The organism is Ruegeria discodermiae (assembly GCF_030758345.1).
Taxonomy (GTDB): domain Bacteria; phylum Pseudomonadota; class Alphaproteobacteria; order Rhodobacterales; family Rhodobacteraceae; genus Ruegeria_C.
On record NZ_JAVAMO010000004.1, the window covers coordinates 1 to 20,134 of the forward strand.

The 20,134-nt window shown below is 61.3% G+C and carries 22 protein-coding genes and 1 tRNA gene; 10 read left to right on the forward strand and 13 right to left on the reverse strand.

What is annotated here, in order from left to right; genetic code table 11:
* Positions 1-97 precede the first annotated feature (97 nt).
* The 4 genes from Q5Y75_RS11095 to Q5Y75_RS11110 all read right to left on the reverse strand — a co-directional run bounded on the left by Q5Y75_RS11095 (position 98) and on the right by Q5Y75_RS11110 (position 2,227).
* Positions 98-385, reverse strand: coding sequence for a YiaA/YiaB family inner membrane protein (locus Q5Y75_RS11095; protein ID WP_306197273.1), 288 nt, complete (start codon positions 383-385; stop codon positions 98-100).
* Between the two features lie 47 nt (positions 386-432).
* Complete coding sequence (locus Q5Y75_RS11100) at positions 433-1,098, reverse strand: PspA/IM30 family protein (protein ID WP_306197275.1); 666 nt, start codon at positions 1,096-1,098, stop codon at positions 433-435.
* A 101-nt stretch (positions 1,099-1,199) separates the two neighbouring features.
* Positions 1,200-1,790, reverse strand: a complete 591-nt coding sequence (locus Q5Y75_RS11105; protein ID WP_306197277.1) for a TetR/AcrR family transcriptional regulator — start codon at positions 1,788-1,790, stop codon at positions 1,200-1,202.
* Positions 1,791-1,852: 62 nt separating this feature from the next.
* A complete protein-coding gene (locus Q5Y75_RS11110; RefSeq protein ID WP_306197279.1) occupies positions 1,853-2,227 on the reverse strand; it encodes a hypothetical protein in 375 nt (124 codons plus the stop codon).
* 92 nt (positions 2,228-2,319) lie between these two features.
* Between Q5Y75_RS11110 and Q5Y75_RS11115 the strand changes: the two genes are divergently transcribed.
* Complete coding sequence (locus Q5Y75_RS11115; protein WP_306197281.1) at positions 2,320-3,078, forward strand: alpha/beta fold hydrolase; 759 nt, start codon at positions 2,320-2,322, stop codon at positions 3,076-3,078.
* Here the strand turns inward: Q5Y75_RS11115 and Q5Y75_RS11120 are convergent, their stop codons facing one another.
* The 5 genes from Q5Y75_RS11120 to Q5Y75_RS11140 form a co-directional block, all read right to left on the reverse strand.
* Positions 3,079-3,270 carry a hypothetical protein gene (locus tag Q5Y75_RS11120; RefSeq protein WP_306197283.1) on the reverse strand — a complete coding sequence of 64 codons (192 nt, stop codon included), beginning with the start codon at positions 3,268-3,270 and terminating at the stop codon, positions 3,079-3,081.
* Positions 3,271-3,407: 137 nt separating this feature from the next.
* Positions 3,408-4,496, reverse strand: coding sequence for a ribosome small subunit-dependent GTPase A (rsgA, locus tag Q5Y75_RS11125; protein ID WP_306197953.1), 1,089 nt, complete (start codon positions 4,494-4,496; stop codon positions 3,408-3,410).
* A gap of 274 nt (positions 4,497-4,770) precedes the next feature.
* A tRNA-Leu gene (locus Q5Y75_RS11130) sits at positions 4,771-4,856 on the reverse strand.
* A 58-nt stretch (positions 4,857-4,914) separates the two neighbouring features.
* Positions 4,915-5,481: a tetratricopeptide repeat protein gene (locus tag Q5Y75_RS11135; RefSeq protein WP_371933254.1), complete on the reverse strand. Its 567-nt coding sequence runs from the start codon at positions 5,479-5,481 to the stop codon at positions 4,915-4,917.
* Positions 5,482-5,523: 42 nt separating this feature from the next.
* Positions 5,524-6,000: an Lrp/AsnC family transcriptional regulator gene (locus tag Q5Y75_RS11140; RefSeq protein WP_306197285.1), complete on the reverse strand. Its 477-nt coding sequence runs from the start codon at positions 5,998-6,000 to the stop codon at positions 5,524-5,526.
* 103 nt (positions 6,001-6,103) lie between these two features.
* Between Q5Y75_RS11140 and putA the strand changes: the two genes are divergently transcribed.
* From putA to Q5Y75_RS11155, 3 genes are read left to right on the forward strand one after another with little or no spacing between them, the layout of a single operon-like run.
* The gene (gene putA, locus Q5Y75_RS11145; protein ID WP_306197287.1) at positions 6,104-9,505 is read left to right on the forward strand and encodes a bifunctional proline dehydrogenase/L-glutamate gamma-semialdehyde dehydrogenase PutA; all 3,402 of its coding nucleotides are present in this window, start codon (positions 6,104-6,106) and stop codon (positions 9,503-9,505) included.
* A gap of 41 nt (positions 9,506-9,546) precedes the next feature.
* Complete coding sequence (locus Q5Y75_RS11150) at positions 9,547-10,290, forward strand: rhomboid family intramembrane serine protease (RefSeq protein WP_306197289.1); 744 nt, start codon at positions 9,547-9,549, stop codon at positions 10,288-10,290.
* Positions 10,287-10,652, forward strand: a complete 366-nt coding sequence (locus Q5Y75_RS11155) for a GFA family protein (protein WP_306197291.1) — start codon at positions 10,287-10,289, stop codon at positions 10,650-10,652. Before Q5Y75_RS11150 ends, Q5Y75_RS11155 begins: the two co-directional genes overlap by 4 nt.
* A gap of 5 nt (positions 10,653-10,657) precedes the next feature.
* On the opposite strand, the gene Q5Y75_RS11160 is transcribed toward Q5Y75_RS11155, so the two are convergent.
* The 3 genes from Q5Y75_RS11160 to Q5Y75_RS11170 all read right to left on the reverse strand — a co-directional run bounded on the left by Q5Y75_RS11160 (position 10,658) and on the right by Q5Y75_RS11170 (position 12,648).
* A complete protein-coding gene (locus tag Q5Y75_RS11160; protein WP_306197293.1) occupies positions 10,658-11,449 on the reverse strand; it encodes an inositol monophosphatase family protein in 792 nt (263 codons plus the stop codon).
* 92 nt (positions 11,450-11,541) lie between these two features.
* A complete protein-coding gene (locus Q5Y75_RS11165) occupies positions 11,542-12,447 on the reverse strand; it encodes a LysR family transcriptional regulator (protein ID WP_306197295.1) in 906 nt (301 codons plus the stop codon).
* 6 nt (positions 12,448-12,453) lie between these two features.
* A complete protein-coding gene (locus tag Q5Y75_RS11170) occupies positions 12,454-12,648 on the reverse strand; it encodes a YqaE/Pmp3 family membrane protein (protein ID WP_306197297.1) in 195 nt (64 codons plus the stop codon).
* An 89-nt stretch (positions 12,649-12,737) separates the two neighbouring features.
* Between Q5Y75_RS11170 and metF the strand changes: the two genes are divergently transcribed.
* Positions 12,738-13,604 carry a methylenetetrahydrofolate reductase [NAD(P)H] gene (metF, locus tag Q5Y75_RS11175; protein WP_306197299.1) on the forward strand — a complete coding sequence of 289 codons (867 nt, stop codon included), beginning with the start codon at positions 12,738-12,740 and terminating at the stop codon, positions 13,602-13,604.
* Positions 13,605-13,663: 59 nt separating this feature from the next.
* Complete coding sequence (locus Q5Y75_RS11180; protein ID WP_306197301.1) at positions 13,664-14,149, forward strand: PaaI family thioesterase; 486 nt, start codon at positions 13,664-13,666, stop codon at positions 14,147-14,149.
* Positions 14,150-14,158: 9 nt separating this feature from the next.
* Here the strand turns inward: Q5Y75_RS11180 and Q5Y75_RS11185 are convergent, their stop codons facing one another.
* The gene (locus Q5Y75_RS11185; RefSeq protein WP_306197303.1) at positions 14,159-15,235 is read right to left on the reverse strand and encodes a T6SS phospholipase effector Tle1-like catalytic domain-containing protein; all 1,077 of its coding nucleotides are present in this window, start codon (positions 15,233-15,235) and stop codon (positions 14,159-14,161) included.
* Between the two features lie 309 nt (positions 15,236-15,544).
* On the opposite strand from Q5Y75_RS11185, the gene Q5Y75_RS11190 reads away from it, so the two are divergent.
* From Q5Y75_RS11190 to Q5Y75_RS11205, 4 genes are all read left to right on the forward strand, one after another.
* Positions 15,545-16,438 carry a phytanoyl-CoA dioxygenase family protein gene (locus Q5Y75_RS11190; RefSeq protein WP_306197305.1) on the forward strand — a complete coding sequence of 298 codons (894 nt, stop codon included), beginning with the start codon at positions 15,545-15,547 and terminating at the stop codon, positions 16,436-16,438.
* Complete coding sequence (locus Q5Y75_RS11195; protein WP_306197307.1) at positions 16,435-17,058, forward strand: HD domain-containing protein; 624 nt, start codon at positions 16,435-16,437, stop codon at positions 17,056-17,058. Before Q5Y75_RS11190 ends, Q5Y75_RS11195 begins: the two co-directional genes overlap by 4 nt.
* 48 nt (positions 17,059-17,106) lie before the next feature.
* Positions 17,107-17,856 (forward strand): dienelactone hydrolase family protein, encoded by a 750-nt coding sequence (locus Q5Y75_RS11200; RefSeq protein WP_306197309.1) that lies wholly within the window; start codon positions 17,107-17,109, stop codon positions 17,854-17,856.
* A 189-nt stretch (positions 17,857-18,045) separates the two neighbouring features.
* Positions 18,046-20,109 (forward strand): Hint domain-containing protein, encoded by a 2,064-nt coding sequence (locus tag Q5Y75_RS11205; RefSeq protein ID WP_306197311.1) that lies wholly within the window; start codon positions 18,046-18,048, stop codon positions 20,107-20,109.
* The last annotated feature ends 25 nt before the right edge of the window (positions 20,110-20,134 follow it).

Here is a 20,134-nt window from a genome sequence, read left to right on the forward strand (position 1 = left end):
GCACGGTTCCCGATCTATCCGAACCTTTGAACAAATCGCGAAGCAATAAAAAAAGGCGGCGCGATAAGCGCCGCCTTTTCCGCTTTTTTAGGGCTCTCTAAATCTCCGATTTCGGGTCGCTCAGCGCCTCTTCCAAAAGCTTTTCATTGCGCGCCTCTTCAATGCGACGCAGACGATCGTCCGAGGACTTGTTGTCAAAACGGTACTTCACCACATTGACCAGACTCAGTGTCAGAAGCAGCACCGCCATGCCCCAATAGCCCTTGGTGGCCAGCGGCACGTCAGTCGATAACCAGAGCGAAATGCCCAACATGACATAAGCCACCGCGATACCGGCCACATTCAACAAAAGGATCAGGCTATTATCGTTTTTATCAATATACATATTTCTGTCTCCACTTTTTGATGTTTTCTGGTTCAGGAATCTTGAGGTCAGATCTTGTTCTTAAGTCGGCTCAGCACATCCGCTGCTCTTACTCGACTGCTATCGCCGAATCCGGCATCAGCCATTCTTTCGGCCATATCAGTGTGATCCAATGATCGGTCGATCTCGCCCAGGATTTCTCCCTGCTCGAAGGGATCATCCCTGTTCATAACATCTCCGATAAGCGTCTCGGCTTCTTCGATAGGACTCTCTCCGCTCAGGTGCCGACCAAGTTTTTTCTGCAGGCTCTGTTCTCGTTTGACAGCACGAGCGGCAATGGCCCCTTGCTTTAGGTCGATGATGCGGCGGTTCGCGGTTTCCACCGATTGGCGCAGTTGCAGAATGCGGCGCTCCAGACTTGCGTTGGTCTGATCCCGAACCATGACTTCGTTTTCCATGTCTGCGATCGCCTGCGCCGCCCCTTCCGCCAGATCATCGCGCCCTGCTCCCAGCGCTTCCTGTGCCCGCACCATCAGGTCGTCGATACAAGCCCTTAGCGTGTTGACCTGTTGCTCTTCGCTTTTGCGCCGCTGGATAAGCCCTGCAAGCGACAATTTCGCTGCCTTCAGGTTCTTCCCTGCCTCCCGGATTTTTTGATCAATCAATTCAATTGAATATGCATCGCGCAACTGCTCTTCGGCCCGCGCATTTACACCGGTGATCAGGGTTCTCAACGTTCCAAACACTGGCCTTCTCCCTATGTGAACAATGTTCATATTCGGAACTAGGCACTCATGATCGATGTTCAAGAAATTTTTGAACACCGTTCAGAAAACTATTTGTTTCCAACTTTCAAAAGAACCAGAGCGATCATCCGTTCAATCTGATCTGCCGGAACACCGGAAATCCGGTTCTCCAATCCAAGTAACACAATCCCATGCACCGACGAAAACAGCGCCCTCGTCATCAGTTGCAAGTCGTCCTTCGAAAGCTCGGGAAAAATCTCGGAAAGCGGTTCGGTAATATGCGCAAATAGCCCGCGCAGCGCCTCAAGATACCATACGGGCACCGGCCCGTCCGCCGTCATCTCAAGGTCAAAGAGGGCGCGCCAAAGATTGGCATGCTCGGAAGCGAAATTAAGGTAAGCATGGCTCATCTTGATCAGCCGTTGCACCGGCTCTTCCGATCCATCAAACGAGTCTGCAACCGCTTGCCCAAGCTTACTGAAGGTCCGGCCATTCACTGCCATCACAATCGCATTGAGATCATCAAAAGCATTGTAGATCGCACCCAGAGCGCATCCCGCATCTTGAGCCAGATCGCGCGCGCGCAGCGAACTCGCTCCGTCTTTGGCAATGCGGCGCTCTGCGGCTGCAACCAGTTTGTCGCGAAGGGCCGCTTTGCGAGCTTCGGTTTTTGCGGACATTCTTACGGCCTCGCCTGATGAACCGCGTTCACGCTACAACGCGCAAACAGGCGCGGAAAGAGCTAAAGCAGCCCCTGCCACAAGAGAAACAACAATAGCAGAACAGCCAAAAGCAGCAGGTTGAAGACCAACCCGCCCAGCATGCCCAACAGCCAACCCTTGCGGCGCTCGGTCAGGCTGATCGCGTCGAGATGGGTTTGTACCTTTTCCGCCGCATCGGCCAGCTTGGGACTGTCCAGCGTCAAGCGCAGTTTCGGATGCGCGGCGCGGTCCTCGACTTGCGCCAGCAGGAGGGCCTGTTTGTAGATATGCTTGGGCAGCCGATGCCGCGCCCGGCGCAGCGCGGCGGCCAGCGTCTTGCCCCGCACACCCAGCTTGGCGCGCAACATCGCGATGGTCTGCGCAATCTGCTGTTCAACACTGATTTGTTCAGCCATCTCACCTTCACTCCGACGGGCAAACTACACCGGCGACCGGGCGGCGACAATGGGGGCTGGCGGCGGCGATCCGCCATGGCTATCAAAGAGCCATGTTGAACATGATCCTGCACGGCACGCCCACCGACCGCCCCCCCTTGCTGATTGCCCATGGCCTTTACGGCTCGGCCCGGAACTGGGGCGTGATCGCCAAACGGCTGTCCGATTCACGGCAGGTGATCGCCCTGGATATGCGCAATCACGGCGAGAGTCCCTGGGCCGACAGCCACAGCTACCCGGACCTTGCCGAGGATCTGGCTGACGTGATTAAACATTTCGGCGGGGTGTTCGACGTGCTGGGCCATTCCATGGGTGGCAAGGCGGCGATAATGTTGGCGCTGAGCCATCCCGATCTGATCCGGCGGCTGGTCATCGCCGATATCGCGCCGGTGCCCTATAGCCATTCGCAACTGCCCTTCATTGAGAAGATGCGCGCGGTTGATCTGGATGCCGTCACGCGCAAATCTGAAGCCTCCGCGCAACTGGGCGCATTGGGCGTGGAACCTGCTCTGCAGAGCTTCTTCACGCAGTCTCTCGATGTGGCGGACAAGCGCTGGCGCTACAATCTGGACGTGCTGGCATCCGAAATGCCCAAGATCATGAGCTTTCCCGACACCACCGCGCACTGGGACGGCCCGGCCTTGTTTCTGACCGGCGCGGAGTCGGATTATGTGCTGCCCGAGCATAGGGACAGGATCCGCGCCCTGTTTCCGAAGGCGCGGTTCGCAAAAATCCCCGGAGCGGGCCATTGGCTGCATGCCGACAAGCCGCGCGAATTCGAGGCCAACCTGCGCGCGTACCTGGACGCCTGATCAGCCGCGCGTGGCGGTATAGAGCCGCCTGGCGATCAGCCAGGTGGCCGGGATCGCCAGAATAAACCCCGACGCCGCCGCGCTGAGGATCGCCGGCACGGTGACATATCCCATGGACAGAACTGCAATCACTCCGGCACCTGCCAAAGCGGAGGCCACAAGGGTGAATAGGATCAAGGCTAAGCGCAGCATGGATTCGCTCTCCGGATTGTGGGTTTGGGCGGAATTTATCGTCTTGAATCCAGATCAGCTTTGATCCGGATCAGATCGTGGGTGGCTCTGGTGCAAAACGGGCGCATCCCGAAAGCCGGCTTGCGCCCGCCTCGGGGCTACCGCCTGCCCCGCTCGGACTTCTCTTTCATGACCCGCCGGACCATCTTGCCAAAGGCTTTGTCCTTGCTGCGGCGTTCCGCAAGACTGGCCGAATTGAACGCCTCCTCCGCCACCAGCTTGCGCCAGCGCTGCAGCCGGGTCTCGTCCAGCACGTCGGCCTCAATCGCCGCGAGGACCGCACATCCCGGCTCGCTCTGGTGCTGGCAATCTTTGAAGCGGCATTGCTGCGACAGCTCCTGGATGTCCGAAAATACATCGCCCAACCCCGAGGCCGCGCCAGTCAATTGCAGCTCTCGCATGCCCGGGGTGTCCAGCACCAGACAGCCCCCCGGCACCAGATGCAGTTGCCGCCGCGTTGTCGTGTGGCGCCCTTTGGCATCGTCCTCGCGAATGGCTTGTGTTGCCACCGACTGCGTCCCGGCAAGCGCGTTGGTCAAGGTCGACTTGCCCACGCCAGACGATCCCAGAAAGGCCACGGTCTGCCCGGGCTTGCACCAGCCCGAAAGCATCTTCCGGGGCGCATCACCCCGCGCGTCCAGCGCGACCACTGGCACCCGGTCGGAAATCGCGCTGGCCTGATCGATATAGCGCCGCGCATCCGCAACCTGATCGGCCTTGGTCAAGACGATCACCGGCGCGATCTGCGCCTCGAAGGCCAAGACGATATAGCGCTCCAACCGGGCAATGTTGAAGTCCTGATTGCAGGACGTCACGACAAAACAGGTCTCGATATTGGCTGCGATCAATTGTTCCTGCCGGTCGGTTCCCGGCGCGCGGCGCTTCATCACCGTCTTGCGCTCCAGAACCCGGCTCACCTGCGGCTGATCGCGCTCCAGCAGCAACCAGTCACCGACGGTCACATCCCGGATCGGCGGAACGGTCCGGGCAATGCCATCGCCCAGCACATGCAGCGCATTGCGATGCACCTCGACCACCCGCACAGGCGGTGTCCGGGTCAGCGCATCTATGCTGATCTGCTGGGCAAAAAACGCTTGCCAACCATAGGTTTCAAGGAAGGAGCGCCGCCGATCGCTTAGTCGGCTTTGCGCGGTTTGTGGAAGAAATTCGGAATAGTCCCGTGTCATTTGGGTCAACTTTCATGTCCGGATCCCGAGGCGGGCTCGGGCGTAGAGGCTCACAGATATCTGAGATCGCAAATCAACAGACCGGCCGAACCGCGTTCAGCAGGTGCTCGCATTGTTGATCTTGCAGCGGGAGGCATAGCGCCTCCCCTCTTCACCGGGACATAAAATCTCCATTCCAGACCTTCGAAATAGGCCACGTGGACCTATCTTGCAAGCCCGGCACGGCAGCCGCCTGAACAGACCTTTTATAAGTCAAAGCGTTGCTCCGATTTTCTGGTACCCGCGGCCGGACTCGAACCGGCACGGCATCGCTGCCTGGAGATTTTAAGTCTCCTGTGTCTACCATTCCACCACGCGGGCACATTGTGATGCTGTAAACTGGAACCGGGGCGATCTCAACGTGATAAAGTAGCTCTTTTCAGATGTCCTGCCCCTTGCGTTCCAACGGTCCTCCCGGCGCGGCCAGGTTGCGCTCTGGCAGCCATGGGTTGAGCGCGAGCGCTTCATCCAGAATCAGGCTGGCCTCATCGGTCCGGCCCAGCGCCATCAGCGACAGCGCCTTGCCGCTCATCGCGGCCACATGGCGGGGCGACAGGGTCAGCGCCCGGTCCAGATCAACCAGCGCCGCCGCAAAATCCTGACGCAGGAAGTTGACGAAAGCCCGCTGGTTGTAGCCTTCGGCATAGTCCGGACAATAGGCCACCAGTCGGTCGAAATCCTCCAGCGCGCCCAGCAGGTCCCAGGCCGCGCGTTTCGACATGCCGCGATCCAGAATGGCCTGCGATTGCTCATTGGGCGCGTCGGCCCAGAATTCCCACATCTGGTTGGAGATCTGCCGCGCCTGTGCCTCGCTGGGCGCGCGCTGAATCTCTACGATCAGCGCATCCAACCTGGCGGAATGGTCAGGCGCCATCGGACAGGTGTCGGCCACGGCGCCTGATGTCGCAGCGAGGCAGGACAGCATGAAAGCAGCAAGGTGTCGCATAATCCAAGCTTGGTGCAGATTGGCTTTGCGTCAAGCCCTGCGTCACAGAGGGCCCAGCACACCGGTTTCTTTCACCGCCTCCATCGCTACAAAGGTCGAGGTGCTCGCGACATGCGGCAGGGTCGAGATTTTCTCAGCCAGAACAGCGCGATACTGGCTCATGGATTGGGTTCTGATCTTGAGCAGATAGTCGAAATTCGACGCGATCATATGCGCCTGTTCGATCTCGCCAACCTTGCGCACAGCGGCGTTGAAATCGGCCAGCGCCTTTTCCCGCGTATCTTTCAGGCGCACTTCGACAAAGGCCACGTGATCCAGCCCCAGCCGGATCGGGTCGATCAGGGCGCGGTAGCCTGCGATCATCCCCTCCGCCTCAAGCCGTCGTAGCCGGGTCTGGGTCGGGGATTTCGACAACCCGATCCGCCGCGCCAGATCGGCGATGGAAATCCGCCCCTCGCTGGACACGATCTTCAGAATCGCCTGATCAAAGCGATCCATCCCGGGAAAGTCTATTTGCACGATTTTTGCCCCCAAATTCAGGTGATCTGCCTAGCGTTACCACGTTATCGGGCGATCCGCCTTTAGATTCGCGATTATATTACCCGTAACGACCGGAGGGATCATGTCACAGCACCTGCGCAACACCATCGACCAGCTCACCTATGCCAATCAGGCCGCGATATTGGCAGGTCTGACTGAAACGGCAGCGCTCAGCGCAGCGGACCGCAGCGCGATTTGCGCAGCGGCGGCCCAGCTGGTGCGCGACATCCGCTCTACCACCGCGCCCGGCATGATGGAGGTGTTTCTGGCCGAATACGGGCTCTCAACCGATGAGGGCGTGGCTCTGATGTGTCTGGCCGAAGCGCTGTTGCGGGTGCCCGATGCCGACACGATCGACGCGCTGATCGAGGATAAGATCGCGCCGTCGGACTGGGGCAAGCATCTGGGGCAGTCGTCTTCCTCGCTGGTCAACGCTTCGACCTGGGCGCTGATGCTGACCGGTAAGGTGCTGGATGAGGGCAAGTCACCGGTCGGCGCATTACGCAGCGTGATCAAACGCTTGGGCGAGCCGGTGATCCGCACCGCCGTTGGCCAGGCGATGAAAGAGATGGGACGCCAGTTTGTGCTGGGCGAAACCATCCGCTCTGCCATGGACCGCGCCCGCGGCATGGAGGAGAAGGGGTACACCTACTCTTATGACATGCTGGGCGAGGCTGCCCGCACAGAGGGTGATGCCGCGCGCTATCACCTGTCTTATTCTCGCGCGATCACTGCCATTGCCGAGGCCTGCACCCATGACGATATCCGCGCCAATCCCGGCATTTCGGTCAAGCTCTCGGCGCTGCACCCCCGCTATGAGGTCGCACAAGAGGCGCGCGTGATGGATGAGCTTGTGCCCCGCCTGCGCGCGCTAGCTTTGCTGGCCAAGGCGGCAGGGATGGGTCTCAACATCGATGCAGAAGAGGCCGACCGCCTGTCGCTGTCCCTGCAGGTCATCGATGAAGTGATGGGTGAACCGGCGCTTGCCGGGTGGGACGGTTTTGGCATCGTCGTGCAGGCCTATGGCCCCCGCGCCGGGCAGGTGCTCGACACGCTTTACGAGATGGCCGAACGCCATGACCGCAAGATCATGATCCGGCTGGTGAAAGGCGCCTATTGGGATACCGAGATCAAGCGCGCTCAGGTCGAGGGTGTCGATGGCTTCCCGGTCTTCACCAACAAGGCGGCCACCGACATTTCCTACATCGCCAATGCCCGCAAACTGCTGGGAATGACCGACCGCATCTATCCGCAATTCGCCACCCATAACGCCCATACGGTCAGCGCCATCCTGCATATGGCGCAAGACGGGCAGCCTTATGAATTCCAGCGCTTGCACGGCATGGGCGAGACCCTGCACGGGCTGGTGATGGCGCAGGCAAACACCCATTGCCGCATCTACGCCCCCGTCGGGGCACATCGCGATCTGCTGGCCTATCTGGTGCGGCGCCTGCTGGAGAATGGGGCCAACTCCTCCTTCGTGAACCAGATCGTGGATGAGGATGTGCCCCCCGAAGAGGTCGCCGCTGATCCGTTCGACCTGATCGCAGCGGAGGCACAGCCAATCCCCACCGGGCCGGAATTATTCGCCCCCGAACGCCCCAACTCCATGGGCTTTGATTTGACCCACGCGCCCACGCTTGCGACCATCGACTCCGCCCGCACCCCGTTCAAAACCCACAAATGGTCCGCCGCGCCTTTGTTGGCCGAAGCGGCGCAGCAGAAAGTAGCCGAGCCGGTGATCAACCCCGCCCTGCGCCAGGACGCCCCCGGAACGGTCGCGCCTGCGAGCTGCGAGGATGTCGATTTGGCGCTGACCTCGGCCAGGCCATGGGCTGTCGCGCCAGAAGAGCGCAAGATGATCCTGAACCGTGCAGCCGACCTCTATGAGGCCAATTACGGCGAGTTGTTCGCGCTGCTCGCTCGCGAGGCGGGCAAATCGCTGAAAGACGCGGTGGCCGAACTGCGCGAAGCGGTGGATTTCCTGCGCTATTACGCGGCCAATATCCCGGCAGGCGACCCGGCGGGCATTTTCACCTGCATTTCGCCCTGGAATTTCCCACTGGCCATTTTCACCGGCCAGATTTCAGCCGCACTGGCCACCGGTAATGCGGTACTGGCCAAACCTGCGGGCCAGACCCCGCTGATCGCCCATCGCGCCGTGCAGTTGCTGCATGAGGCTGGTGTGCCCCGCGAGGTGCTTCAACTGCTGCCCGGCGGGCCGGAGTTGGGGGCGGCGCTCACCTCGGACGCGCGGGTGAATGGCGTGGCCTTCACCGGCTCCACCGCCACAGCCTTGAAAATCCGCGCTGCCATGGCCGAGAACATGACCCCCGGCAGTCCGCTGATCGCGGAAACCGGCGGTCTGAACGCGATGATCGTCGATTCCACCGCCCTGCCCGAACAGGCCGTGCAATCGATCATCGAAAGCGCCTTCCAATCCGCGGGCCAACGCTGCTCGGCGCTGCGCTGCCTCTACCTGCAAGAGGATATCGCCGAGGACGTACTGACCATGCTGCAAGGCGCGATGGATGCGCTCTGTCTGGGTGATCCATGGTGGATCAAGACCGATTGCGGCCCGGTGATTGATGATCAGGCCCGTCAGGGCATCGCCGATCATATCGCAAAGGCGCGCGCCGAGGGGAGAGTGCTGAAAGAACTGCCCACCCCGCCCGAAGGCATCTTCATCGCGCCCACATTGATCGAAATCAGCGGTATCGGTGATCTGGAACGCGAAATCTTCGGCCCGGTCCTTCATGTGGCCCGCTTCAAAGCCGCCGAACTGGATCAGGTGATCGACGCGATCAACGCCACCGGCTACGGGCTGACTTTCGGGCTGCACACAAGGATCGACGACCGCGTGCAGCACATCACCGAGGCCGTGCATGCGGGCAATATCTATGTGAACCGCAACCAGATCGGAGCCATCGTTGGCTCGCAACCCTTTGGCGGTGAAGGGCTGTCCGGCACCGGCCCCAAAGCGGGCGGCCCGCATTACATGGCCCGTTTCCTTGCCCCCGATCGCAAAAGCACGACCGAGACATGGGACCAACCCATGCCCAAACTGCCCGCGCCCACCGGACCGCTGGCCGAGGTCACAACCCGCTCGCTGCCCGGCCCCACCGGCGAATCGAACCGACTTAGCGAGATCCCGCGCGCGCCCTTGCTCTGCCTTGGCCCCAGCACCTCTGCCGTCGAGGCACAGGCAAAGGCGGTGATGAATCTGGGCGGCATGGCTATCCGCTCTACCGGAGCGCTGCCCCCGGAACAGCTTGAAACGCTGGACGGCATCGCAGGCGTGCTCTGGTGGGGGGATGCGGAGACCGCGCGCGCCATCGAGCGGCATCTCTCCAGACGCGAGGGCCCGATCCTGCCGCTGATCCCCGGCCTGCCCGACCGCGCGCGAGTGCTGGGCGAGCGGCATGTCTGCGTCGACACCACGGCGGCAGGCGGGAACGCTGCGCTCTTGGGCGGGGCCGGATAACCTGCCTTGACGCTGGGCCGGTTTTTGCCCAGCGTCGCGCCATGTTACCCATTCGCGACCATAACCCCTCCGGGCGCACGCCTTACGTGGTCTATGCCCTGATGGCGGCCAATTTGCTGTTCTTCCTCAGCTATGTCGGCGTCATGGACGACCCGCGCCAGATCAACCGCATCTTCTTCGACTATGCGCTGATCCCCGCCCGCGCCTCGGATGGTGTCGCGCTTTACACTTATGTGACCTCGATGTTCATGCATGGCGGCTGGCTGCATCTGGCGGGCAATCTGCTGTTCCTGTGGATCTTCGGCGACAATATGGAAGACGAAATGGGGCATCTGGGCTTCCTGATCTTCTATCTGGCCAGCGGCATTGGCGCAGCGTTTCTGCATGTGCTGGGCGCGCCTGGTTCGATCGTTCCGATGGTGGGCGCATCCGGTGCCATTGCCGGCGTGATGGGCGGCTATCTGCTGCTGTTTCCCAAAGCTCGCGTTGATATCCTGCTGATCCTGATCATCTATTTCCGCGTCTTCGCCATTCCCGCCTATGTGATGCTTGGCGTCTGGCTGGGGATGCAGTTCATCGGCGGGCTCGGCGCAAATCCCGATGAGGGCGGCGTCGCCTATTGGGCCCATACCGGCGGGTTCTTTGTCGGGCTGGTGCTGAGCATCCCGCTCTGGCTGAAACTGGGCGGGCCTGCCTTCTGGCACAAGACGCACGGTCATCCACCACATCCCGAGCATGAATATTCGTTCAGCCCCAGCCGTATCCCGAAAGTACCCCGCAAATGACCGTACTGAAAGCAACCTGCCATTGCGGCGCTGTTGAGATCGAGGCCGAGTTCCCCGAGGGTCTCGCGTCGGCCACGCGCTGCGACTGCTCCTTCTGCCTGCGCCGGGGCGCGGCGGCAGTGACTGCTTTAGCCGCATCCCTCAAGGTTCTGAAAGGTGAGGATAATCTGACACTCTATTCCTGGGGCACACACACCGCCAAGCACTACTTCTGCAAGACCTGCGGCATCTACACCCATCACCGACGTCGGGCCGACCCGCGCGAATGCGGTGTCAATCTGGGCTGTATAGACGGCGGCAATCCCCGCACTCACGGGGACATCCCCTGGACGGATGGCGTGAACCATCCATCCGACCGCTAAGTGGTTCAGGTGTTGCGGATCACCTTGGCAAACTGGTTGAAGATCGGCTCATTGGCGCAAAGCACATCACCGCTTTCCAGCAGTTTCTGCTCGGGGTTCACCGCCTCGACCAGACCACCTGCCTCGCGCACCAGAAGGATACCAGCTGCGATATCCCATTGCTGCAGGCTCCGCTCCCAATAGCCCTCGTAACGGCCCGCCGCGACATAGGCCAGATCCAGTGAGGCAGAACCCCAGCGCCGTATCCCGGCCGTCACCGGCAGGATGCGCGCCAGATCCTGCAGCGTCTCGGGCAGATCAGCGGAGCGCGCGCCAAAGGGCAGACCGGTGGCAAAGACCGACTCGATCATACGGCTGCGCGAGGACACCCGGATGCGGCTTTCGTTCAGCCACGCGCCTGAACCCTTTTCGGCCACAAACATCTCGTCCTTGGCGGGGTCGAACACCACCGCAGATACGATCTGGCCCTTGTGTTCCAGCGCGATGGAAACGGCCCAATGCGGCATCCCGTGCAAGAAGTTGGTGGTGCCGTCCAGCGGGTCCACCAGCCAACGGCGCGTCGGGTCCTCGCCATCCTCGGCGCCGCCTTCTTCGGCGATCCAGCCATAGGTGGGACGCGCGCCGCGCAGCTCTTCCTTGATGATCGCCTCGGAGGACAGGTCGGCCTTGGACACGAAGTCGCCCGCCGCCTTGGACGAGACCTGCAGGTTCTCCACCTCACGGAAATCCTTAACGAGCGACCGGCCCGCCTTGCGGGCAGCCTTGATCATGATGTTGAGATTCGCGCTGCCATTCATTGGTCAAAGGCTCCTGTCCGGGTTACCGCGCGCGTATATAGCGGCCCCAATGCCTTGCCAAGTGGCGCTTTTGCATAGCGGCCCTGCACCGGTCACTGGCTTTGCAGCTTGCGCGCCTCGACCCGCGCCAGATCGACAAGTTCCCGCACAAAAGGCTTCTCCATATCCTCTGACCGGATCGCCGCGTAAAGACGCCGTGTGATCCCGGTCTCAGTCAATGGTCGCGTCACATAATCAGAGCTGTATTTCACCTCGCGCACCACCCAATCCGGCAGCACCGAGATGCCACGGTTCGACGCCACCAGCAGCAGGATCACCGCCGTCAGTTCCACCTGCCGGATGGCCGCCGGTTCTACCTTGGCCGGGATCAGCAACTGACTGAACACATCCAGCCGTGAACGTTCCACCGGATAGGTGATAAGGGTCTGGCCGCGAAAATCCTCGGCATCAATATAGGGTTTGGAGGCTAGGGGGTGTGACGCTGAAGCTACGAAAACAGCATTGTAGTCAAAGAGTTCCACGAATTCCACACCCGGCAGCTCCTCTGGGTCCGAGGACACGACCAGATCGACATCCTCTTTCTGCAGCGCCGGTAGCGCGTCGAAGGCGAGACCGGGGCGGATATCGACATCCACATCCGGCCAGCTCTTGCGGAACCCCTCCAGCACCGGGAACAACCATTCGAAACAGGCATGGCATTCGATCGCGATATGCATCCGGCCAGAGCGCCCGTCGCGCAGCGAGGAAAACTCGGACAGCGTCGCCTCGACCTGTGGCAAAACCTGTTCGGCCAGCCGCAGCAGCCGCTGCCCCGCCGGTGACAGCCGCATCGGTTTCGAGCGGCGCACGAACAGTTCGACACCGGCTTGATCCTCAAGCCCTTTGATCTGATGGCTCAGCGCCGATTGCGTGATGTTCAGCTGATCTGCCGCCCGCGCCAGCCCGCCATATTCATGAATGGCCTTGATGGTGCGCAAATGGCGAAATTCGATATGCATGTCAGGTCAGTTCCTGCGCCCGAGACTGTCTTCGATCTTGCGCTCAGTCTTGTATTGGCTGAGCGAATAAACCGCCCAGATCGCCGCCGGAATCCAGCCGATCAGCGTCAGTTGCAAGAGCAGGCAGAACAGCCCCTGCCAGGGTCGCCTGATCGTGAAGAAAACGGAAAAGGGCAGCAGTAGCGCCAGGATCAACCTCATGTTCGCCTCATGTTATACTTGAGTGTTATGAAATTGTTTCACAATGGCGCATATGCGACAAGAGGAGAAATCTATTGAGGACACCCGTCATGAGCACGCCCGATATTTCCTTCGAATTCTTCCCGCCGCAATCGCTGGAGGCTTCGTTCCGGCTGTGGGATACGGTTCAGACGCTGGCGCCGCTTGATCCGCGCTTTGTGTCCGTGACTTATGGCGCGGGCGGCACGACCCGCGATCTGACCCGCGATGCTGTGGCGACCCTGCACAAGAATTCCGGCCTGAGCGTGGCCGCGCATCTGACCTGCGTGAACGCCACCCGCGACGAGACCCTGATAATCGCCCATGACTATGCCGAGGCCGGAGTCACCGATATCGTCGCGCTGCGCGGCGACCCGCCCAAGGGCGCTGGCCCGTTCCGCGCCCATCCCGAAGGCTTCGCCAGTTCGGTTGAGCTGATCGCGGCGCTGGCGGATATGGGCAAGTTCAACATCCGGGTCGGCGCTTATCCCGACCTGCATCCCGAAGCGAAAGATGCGCAGAACGACATCGACTGGCTCAAGGCCAAGATTGATGCGGGCGCAACCGAAGCGCTGACCCAGTTCTTCTTTGACGCCGAAACCTTCTTCCGCTTCCGCGACGCCTGTGAAAAGGCCGGGATCGACGCGCCGATCACGCCCGGCATCCTGCCGATCGAGAACTGGTCAGGTGTGCAGAATTTCGCCAAGCGCTGCGGCGCGCATGTCCCCGACTGGCTGATCAACGCGTTCGAAAAGGCCACCCGTGACGGGCGCGAGGACCTGCTGGCCACCGCTGTCTGCACCGAACTCTGCTCGAACCTGATCGATGGCGGCGTCGACAAGCTGCATTTCTACACGCTCAACCGCCCCGAACTGACCCGCGATGTCTGCTTCGCGCTGGGGATCGTACCGCAGGTGGACTTGCAGAACGTCGCGTAAGGCCTTGCCTGTCAGCCTTTTTTGCCTAACGTGAGCATATCATGACGGCAGGAGGCGACATGCTCTACGCGGACGGACCAACCGAGTTACTCAGCCCTTCTGATCTGGCCACGATGTCGGGGCTGGACTTCCTTCGCGGCATTGTCGAAGGTCGTCTGCCCGCGCCTCCTATCGGCAAGACACTGGGCTATCAGATGCATTCAGTCGAGGAAGGGCGAGTCTGCTTTCGGGGGAGCCCGACCTTCGACGTCTGCAACCCGCTGGGCACCGTACATGGCGGCTGGTACGGCACGCTGCTGGACAGCGCCATGGCCTGCGCGGTGCAATCCCGAGTGCCCGCAAGCGCGGCCTATACGACGCTGGAATACAAGATCAACATCATTCGCGCGATCCCGCTGGGCACCGAAATAGAATGCGAGGGGCTGGCCGAACATGTCGGACGCTCCACCGGCGTGGCACGCGGAGAGATTCGCGGCGTCGAGGATGGGCGGCTTTATGCGACCGGCTCCACCACCTGCATCGTGCTGTCACTGCCAAGGGGCTGAGAGGGGTCGTCAGTTGACCGCATGAGACTGCAGAGACACTGCGTCCCCGGCGTTTTCCAGAACCTCGCGCGGGATCGATTCGTGCAACCGCTCAGACGGGTCCTGACCAATCCGGCGCCTGCCGCGCAGCAGGAATATCTTGCCCCAACCGCGCCAGGTGCCCGCTGACGGGGCCGCGGCATCGGTGGAAAACCGCATGCGCCAGCCCTGCGGCAGCGGCAGGCCATGCGCCTTCGCATGGTCCAGCATCCAGAGCAGCGAGATATTCGAAAGCGGGCGCGCTGCCTCGAACCCGCCAAGCTGGCCGCCGACATCACCATGTGAGCCCCGGAACCAGACCTGCTCCACATGGCCCTCGAAACTGGGGTCGCATTTCCACAGCACCGGCTCGAACACTTCGCGCGTCTCATCCAGCGCCAGCGCGTGATAGCCGTGCCGCACATTGGGGCCCAGTTGATGGTTGTGAAAGGCGTGGCGCGCCTCGGCCCAGCGCCAGAGCAGCGGCAGACGCAGGCCCAGCGCCTTGACCGTATCCCAGACCCCGATCATCTCGATCGGCACTTCGTCATGGCAAAAGGCGCGCACAAAATCCGCCGCGTGGGGTCCATGCGGATTGCATTCATAGTGCCGGTAAGCCTGCCTTATATTGCGCTCGGTCGCATGTTCGGCCTTGAGCAGCCCAACCATGTCCAGCACACCCGCAAGACTGCGCACGCCGTAGGCTCCGCGCGAATAGCCCATCAGAAAAATCTTGTCGCCGGGCTTGTAGCGTGAGGCGAGATAGCCATAAGCGCGCCGGATCTGCCGGTTGATCCCCCGGCCCACCAACACATCGGTGGTTCTTCGCCAGCTTTGCCACTGCACGCCGGATTCGTAGAAAACCGAGACCTGCCCGCCCATCTCGCACAACATGCGATAGGTGATGCCCGCATGGGTCTCATTGCCAGGTTCAAGCGTCGACATGGTGCCATCCAGAATGATGACATGCACCTTCGGATCGCGATGCGCGGATTCGGCAGAATGCTCGGAGCGCAAAGGCTTCCCAAGCCATCCCAACAGTTTTCTACTCAGACCCGAGAAACCCATATCGCACCCGTTCTCCAACACCCTGGGGCAAAACTCTCCTTCCAGAACCGCATCGGTGGCCCCTCACCCGTGCGGGAAAATGTCTAGGTATATTAAACCATGGGCACCGGGGCCGTCTGTGACAAGATACACATAAGCCACGTTGCCGTGAGTCGTTGTAACCTTGCAGCACAGCCTAACTGCCGGATCGGGCGCAAATACGGCGATATCCGGGCGCAGACGGCACCGCTGCCCAAGGCTTCGGATGCGACATCCTTAATGTCGGAGATGGCGTGGACATCCTCTCAAACCCGATACGACATTGGTGTCATGCCAGAACCGCAGCGGGTGGAGGACCAGTTCATGACGCAGGCGCAAACAAACCAGACAGCAGAGGCCTATTGGCACGACGGGTTCCTGTTCCCCCTGACTGTGATGAAGCCGCAGGAGGCGGCAGAGTGGCGCGCGGAGCTTGAACAGATCGAGCGCGACTGGACCGATAGCGACCTGCCCCGCCCGCTCAACACCTACAAAAAGATCAACGCTCATTGCGTGATGCCAATGGCCTATCAGGTTGCAATGGACCCAAGGATACTGGACGCGGTCGAGCCCATTCTTGGCCCCGACATCCTGATCTATGCGGTGGAGTTCTTCATCAAGGAACCCCGGACCCGGCATATGGTCACCATGCATCAGGACCTGACCTATTGGGGCTTGGGCGAGATCGACGGGCTGGTCACCGCCTGGCTGGCCCTGTCGCCCGCCACGACAGAATCGGGCTGCATGGATTTCGTGGCGGGCAGCCACAAGAACCCGATCCTGCCGCATGAGGACACGTTCAGCGACACCAACCTCCTGAGCCGCGGGCAGGAGATCAAGGTGGATGTGGCGGATGAGGACAAGGTCGCGATCGAGCTGCAGCCGGGCCAGATGTCACTGCATCACGGGCTGACCATCCACGGCTCTGGCGCCAACAGGTCCGATGACCGGCGCATCGGTCTGGTGATCCGCTATTGCCGTCCAGACATCGCGCAACAGGTGGCCGACCGTGACTACGCCATGCTGGCGCGCGGGGCGGACCGGCATGGCAATTTCACCTTGATGGCCCCGCCCGAAACCCTGTTCGCGCCGCGCTCAATGGAGCTCTACGAAGAGGTGATGAAGGCCGAACTGGCAGCCAAAATGGCCGGGGCCAAGCAAATGACAGGGGTTTATGCCGGATGAAACAGGTCAAGTTCACACAGATGAAGGATGGCACGCGCGAAGAGTATGAATTCCTCACCGCGCATGAGATCGACCACACGCGCCACACCGCCGACCGATTGCTCAAGGCGCTGGTTGAGTTGGACGAAAGCCTGTCGGGCTATCAGGTCACACGGCTGGGCCATTCGCTGCAATCGGCCACCCGCGCCTGGCGCGACGGTGCTGATACGGACTGGGTCGTCTCAGCCCTGCTGCACGATATCGGCGATATCTATGCGCCGTATAACCACGACGAATATGCCGCCACGATCCTGAAGCCTTTTGTGCGCGAACAATGCGCCTGGGTGGTGCAGACCCATGGCGATTTCCAGATGCTTTACTACGGACATCATCTTGACGGTTTCGACCAGCACAAGCGCGACCGTCATCGCGACCACCCCTGTTTCGACGACAATGCCGCGTTTTGCGAACGCTGGGATCAGGCCTCGTTCGATCCCAACTATGACACGCTGCCGCTGGGGTTCTTCGCGCCCATGGTCCGCGAGGTGTTTGACCGGACACCCTATGATGCCGAGGTAATCCGCCCCGGCCATCGCGAACCGCTGACCAACCCGGTGATTGCCGAAGAACGGGCCACCTGAGCGCGCCGGGCGCTTGGAGATCTGCCCGGCCCTGCTACACTCACCGCCATGTCCGACTGGCCGCATGACAACCGCTACACCTTCTCGGCGCCGCTCTCGACCGGTGACGAGGCCACGCATGAGGTCTATGTCAAGGGAAGCGGCCCGCCGATCCTGCTGCTGCAGGAAATGCCTGGCATCGGACCCGAGACGCTTTCGCTGGCCGACCGGCTGGTTGGAGCGGGCTTCACCATCTACCTGCCGCATCTGCTGGGGACCTTCGGCAAGCTCACCCCCCTGCGCGTCACCGCCCGCCTGTTCTGCGTCCGGCGCGAGTTCAAAATCTTCGCCCGAGGCCGTCAGAGCCCCATCGCAGGCTGGATGTGCGCCCTGGCGCGTGACATCCGCGACCGCGAAAGTGCCGAGGGTATCGGCGTGATCGGCATGTGCCTGACGGGCAGCTTCGCACTGACCCTGATGGCAGATGACGCGGTGCTGGGTGGGGTCGCCTCTCAGCCGTCCCTGCCAGTCTTGGGGGGCGACCATCTACATATGAGTCAGCAGGATATCTATGCGGCGCGCACGGGCATGGCCAGATCGGGGCCCGGCCTTGCCTTGCGTTTTGGCTGCGACAGAATCGCCACCGCACGGCATATGCGCGCGCTGAAAAAGGCGTTTGGAGATGATCTGTTGACGAAAGACTATCCCGGCAAGGATCACTCGCTGCTGACGCTGGATTTTCATGATCCGGCCTATCAGCGGGTCGAGGCCTATTTTGCCGAGCGCTTTGCGTCGATCACGGCGCAAGCACCAAGCTGATCGCTCGCCGCTGCCTGCCATTTCCTAAATGCATTAAGGCAGAATTCACCAAAAACTCCCAAAATCCGTCTGAATCGCAGCCCGTTTTGGCCATATCCGCACAATAGGACTTGGCCCTGGGGGCGCATTTACTGCGCTGAGAAGGCCGCGCCGCGCATATTTTTGCAGGGCGTATAGAGGGGAGAGAGGATGCCTGACGGGTATCTGGTCACGCTGGGGGCGGACCTGGCGCTGTCCAATGGGGACAGCATCTCGGATCCGCTGACAAGTTTTGTCACCGACCAATCACTTGGGGCGGGGGAATGGACCTTTACCGGCACCTACCTGACCACCAATTACGTTGATGAGACGGAACCGGGCGAGTATTTTCTGGCCCAGGACGGCAATGTCTATTTCGTCCCCGATCTTGGCCCCGTCACCACAATCACCACCGCCGTCACACTCGACCCGCCCGCTTACGAGCCATCGACAAGTGTCGAGGGGACCGACGGCGACGACACGATCGATGACACCTATACCGATGCCGATGGCGACCAGATCAACGACGCGGTCAATGACGCCGATCTGGTCCATGGCTTCGCAGGCGATGACGAGATCAGCAGCCTGGCGGGCGACGACACGATCCTCGGCGGCTCAGGTAATGACACGGTCTTCGGCGGCGCGGGTGATGACGAAATCTACGGCGATGGCCAGACCAGCGGCACGGAATCGCTTAGCTGGATTGCCGAGGGCGCGGACGAGGCCGATATCAGCGCCGGTTTCACCCAGAATACCGGCGATATCGATGTCAGCGTCAGCTTTGCCAATGACGGCAACAACAACCCGACCTTCACGGTCGAAAGCAGCGACCAGCAATATGTTGCAGGCGGCGAGAGCTTTGATGATCGCTCCTCGCTTGCCCTTTTCGGCAACGGTGACGGGGCCACCTCGACCACCAGTATCGACTTCGCCGCCGCTGCGGATGCGGATGTGCAGGGCGAGGTTGAAAACGTCACCTTCCGCATCAACGACGTGGATTTCTTCGGCGGCAATCACCGCGATGTGGTGACGGTCGAGGCATTCGACGCCAATGGCGATCCGGTGCAGGTGACCCTGACCGCCACGCCCAACGGGGCCAACACCGATGTGGTCAGCGGCAATACCGTGACCGCCGGGGACGCGCTTGAGAACCCCAATGACGCCACCGGCTCGGTACTGGTCGAAATCGCCGGCCCGGTTGCGCAGATCCAGATCTCTTATGGCAACGCGCTGAACGGCACCCAGGGCATCAACCTGAGCGATGTCTTTTTCGACACGATCCCCAATCCCGACGGCAATGATGATCTGGACGGCGGCGAGGGCAGTGACACTCTGGTCGGTGGCGGCGGTGATGATGTGCTGTCCGGCGGCAGCGGTGCCGACGACCTGCAGGGCGGCGGCGGCGATGACACGCTCAACGCCGCCGAAGGCGACACCGCCACGGGTGGTGACGGGGATGATCTGTTTGTGCTGACCGATCTGGGCGAGGCTGGCAGCGCCACGATCACCATCACCGGCGGCGAAGGCGGTGAGACGGATGGCGACACTCTGAACCTCAACGGGCTGGCTGACAAATCCACGCTGACCCTCACAACCGATACCGCCGACGAGAAGGTCGGTACCGTGGAGCTGCTGGATGGCACGCTGGTCAGTTTCTCGAATATCGAGAACATCATCTGCTTCACCCCAGGCACTTTGATTACGACAGCACAAGGCCCCCGCACGGTCGAGGATCTGTCACCGGGCGACCTGATCCTCACCCGCGACAATGGCCTGCAACCGTTGCGCTGGACCGGTGGCCGCACTGTGCCCGGCCGGGGTCGTTTTGCGCCGATCGAGCTGAACGCGACGCTGCTGCCCGGGGCGACCGCCAACCTGCTGGTCTCACCCCAGCATCGCCTGCTCTGGTCCGGGGCGCGGGCGCAGATGCTGTTTGGCGAAGGTGAGGTGTTGGTCGCTGCCACTCATCTGATCGATCATCCGGCGGTGCAGCAGGTCGAACAGCCCGAGGTCACCTATCTGCATCTGATGCTGGATCGGCACGAGGTGATCTATGCCAATGGGGCCGCCACCGAGAGTTTCTATCCCGGCGACACCGCGCTCACGGCGCTCAGCGACCAGAGCCGTCACGAAATGTTCGAACTTTTCCCCGCGCTGCGAAGCCATGCTGGTAGTTTTGGCGACACCGCGCGCGCCTGCCTGAAAGCCCATGAGGCACGGCTGCTGGAGGCGTAAGACGAAGGCCGGACGCTGATCCAAC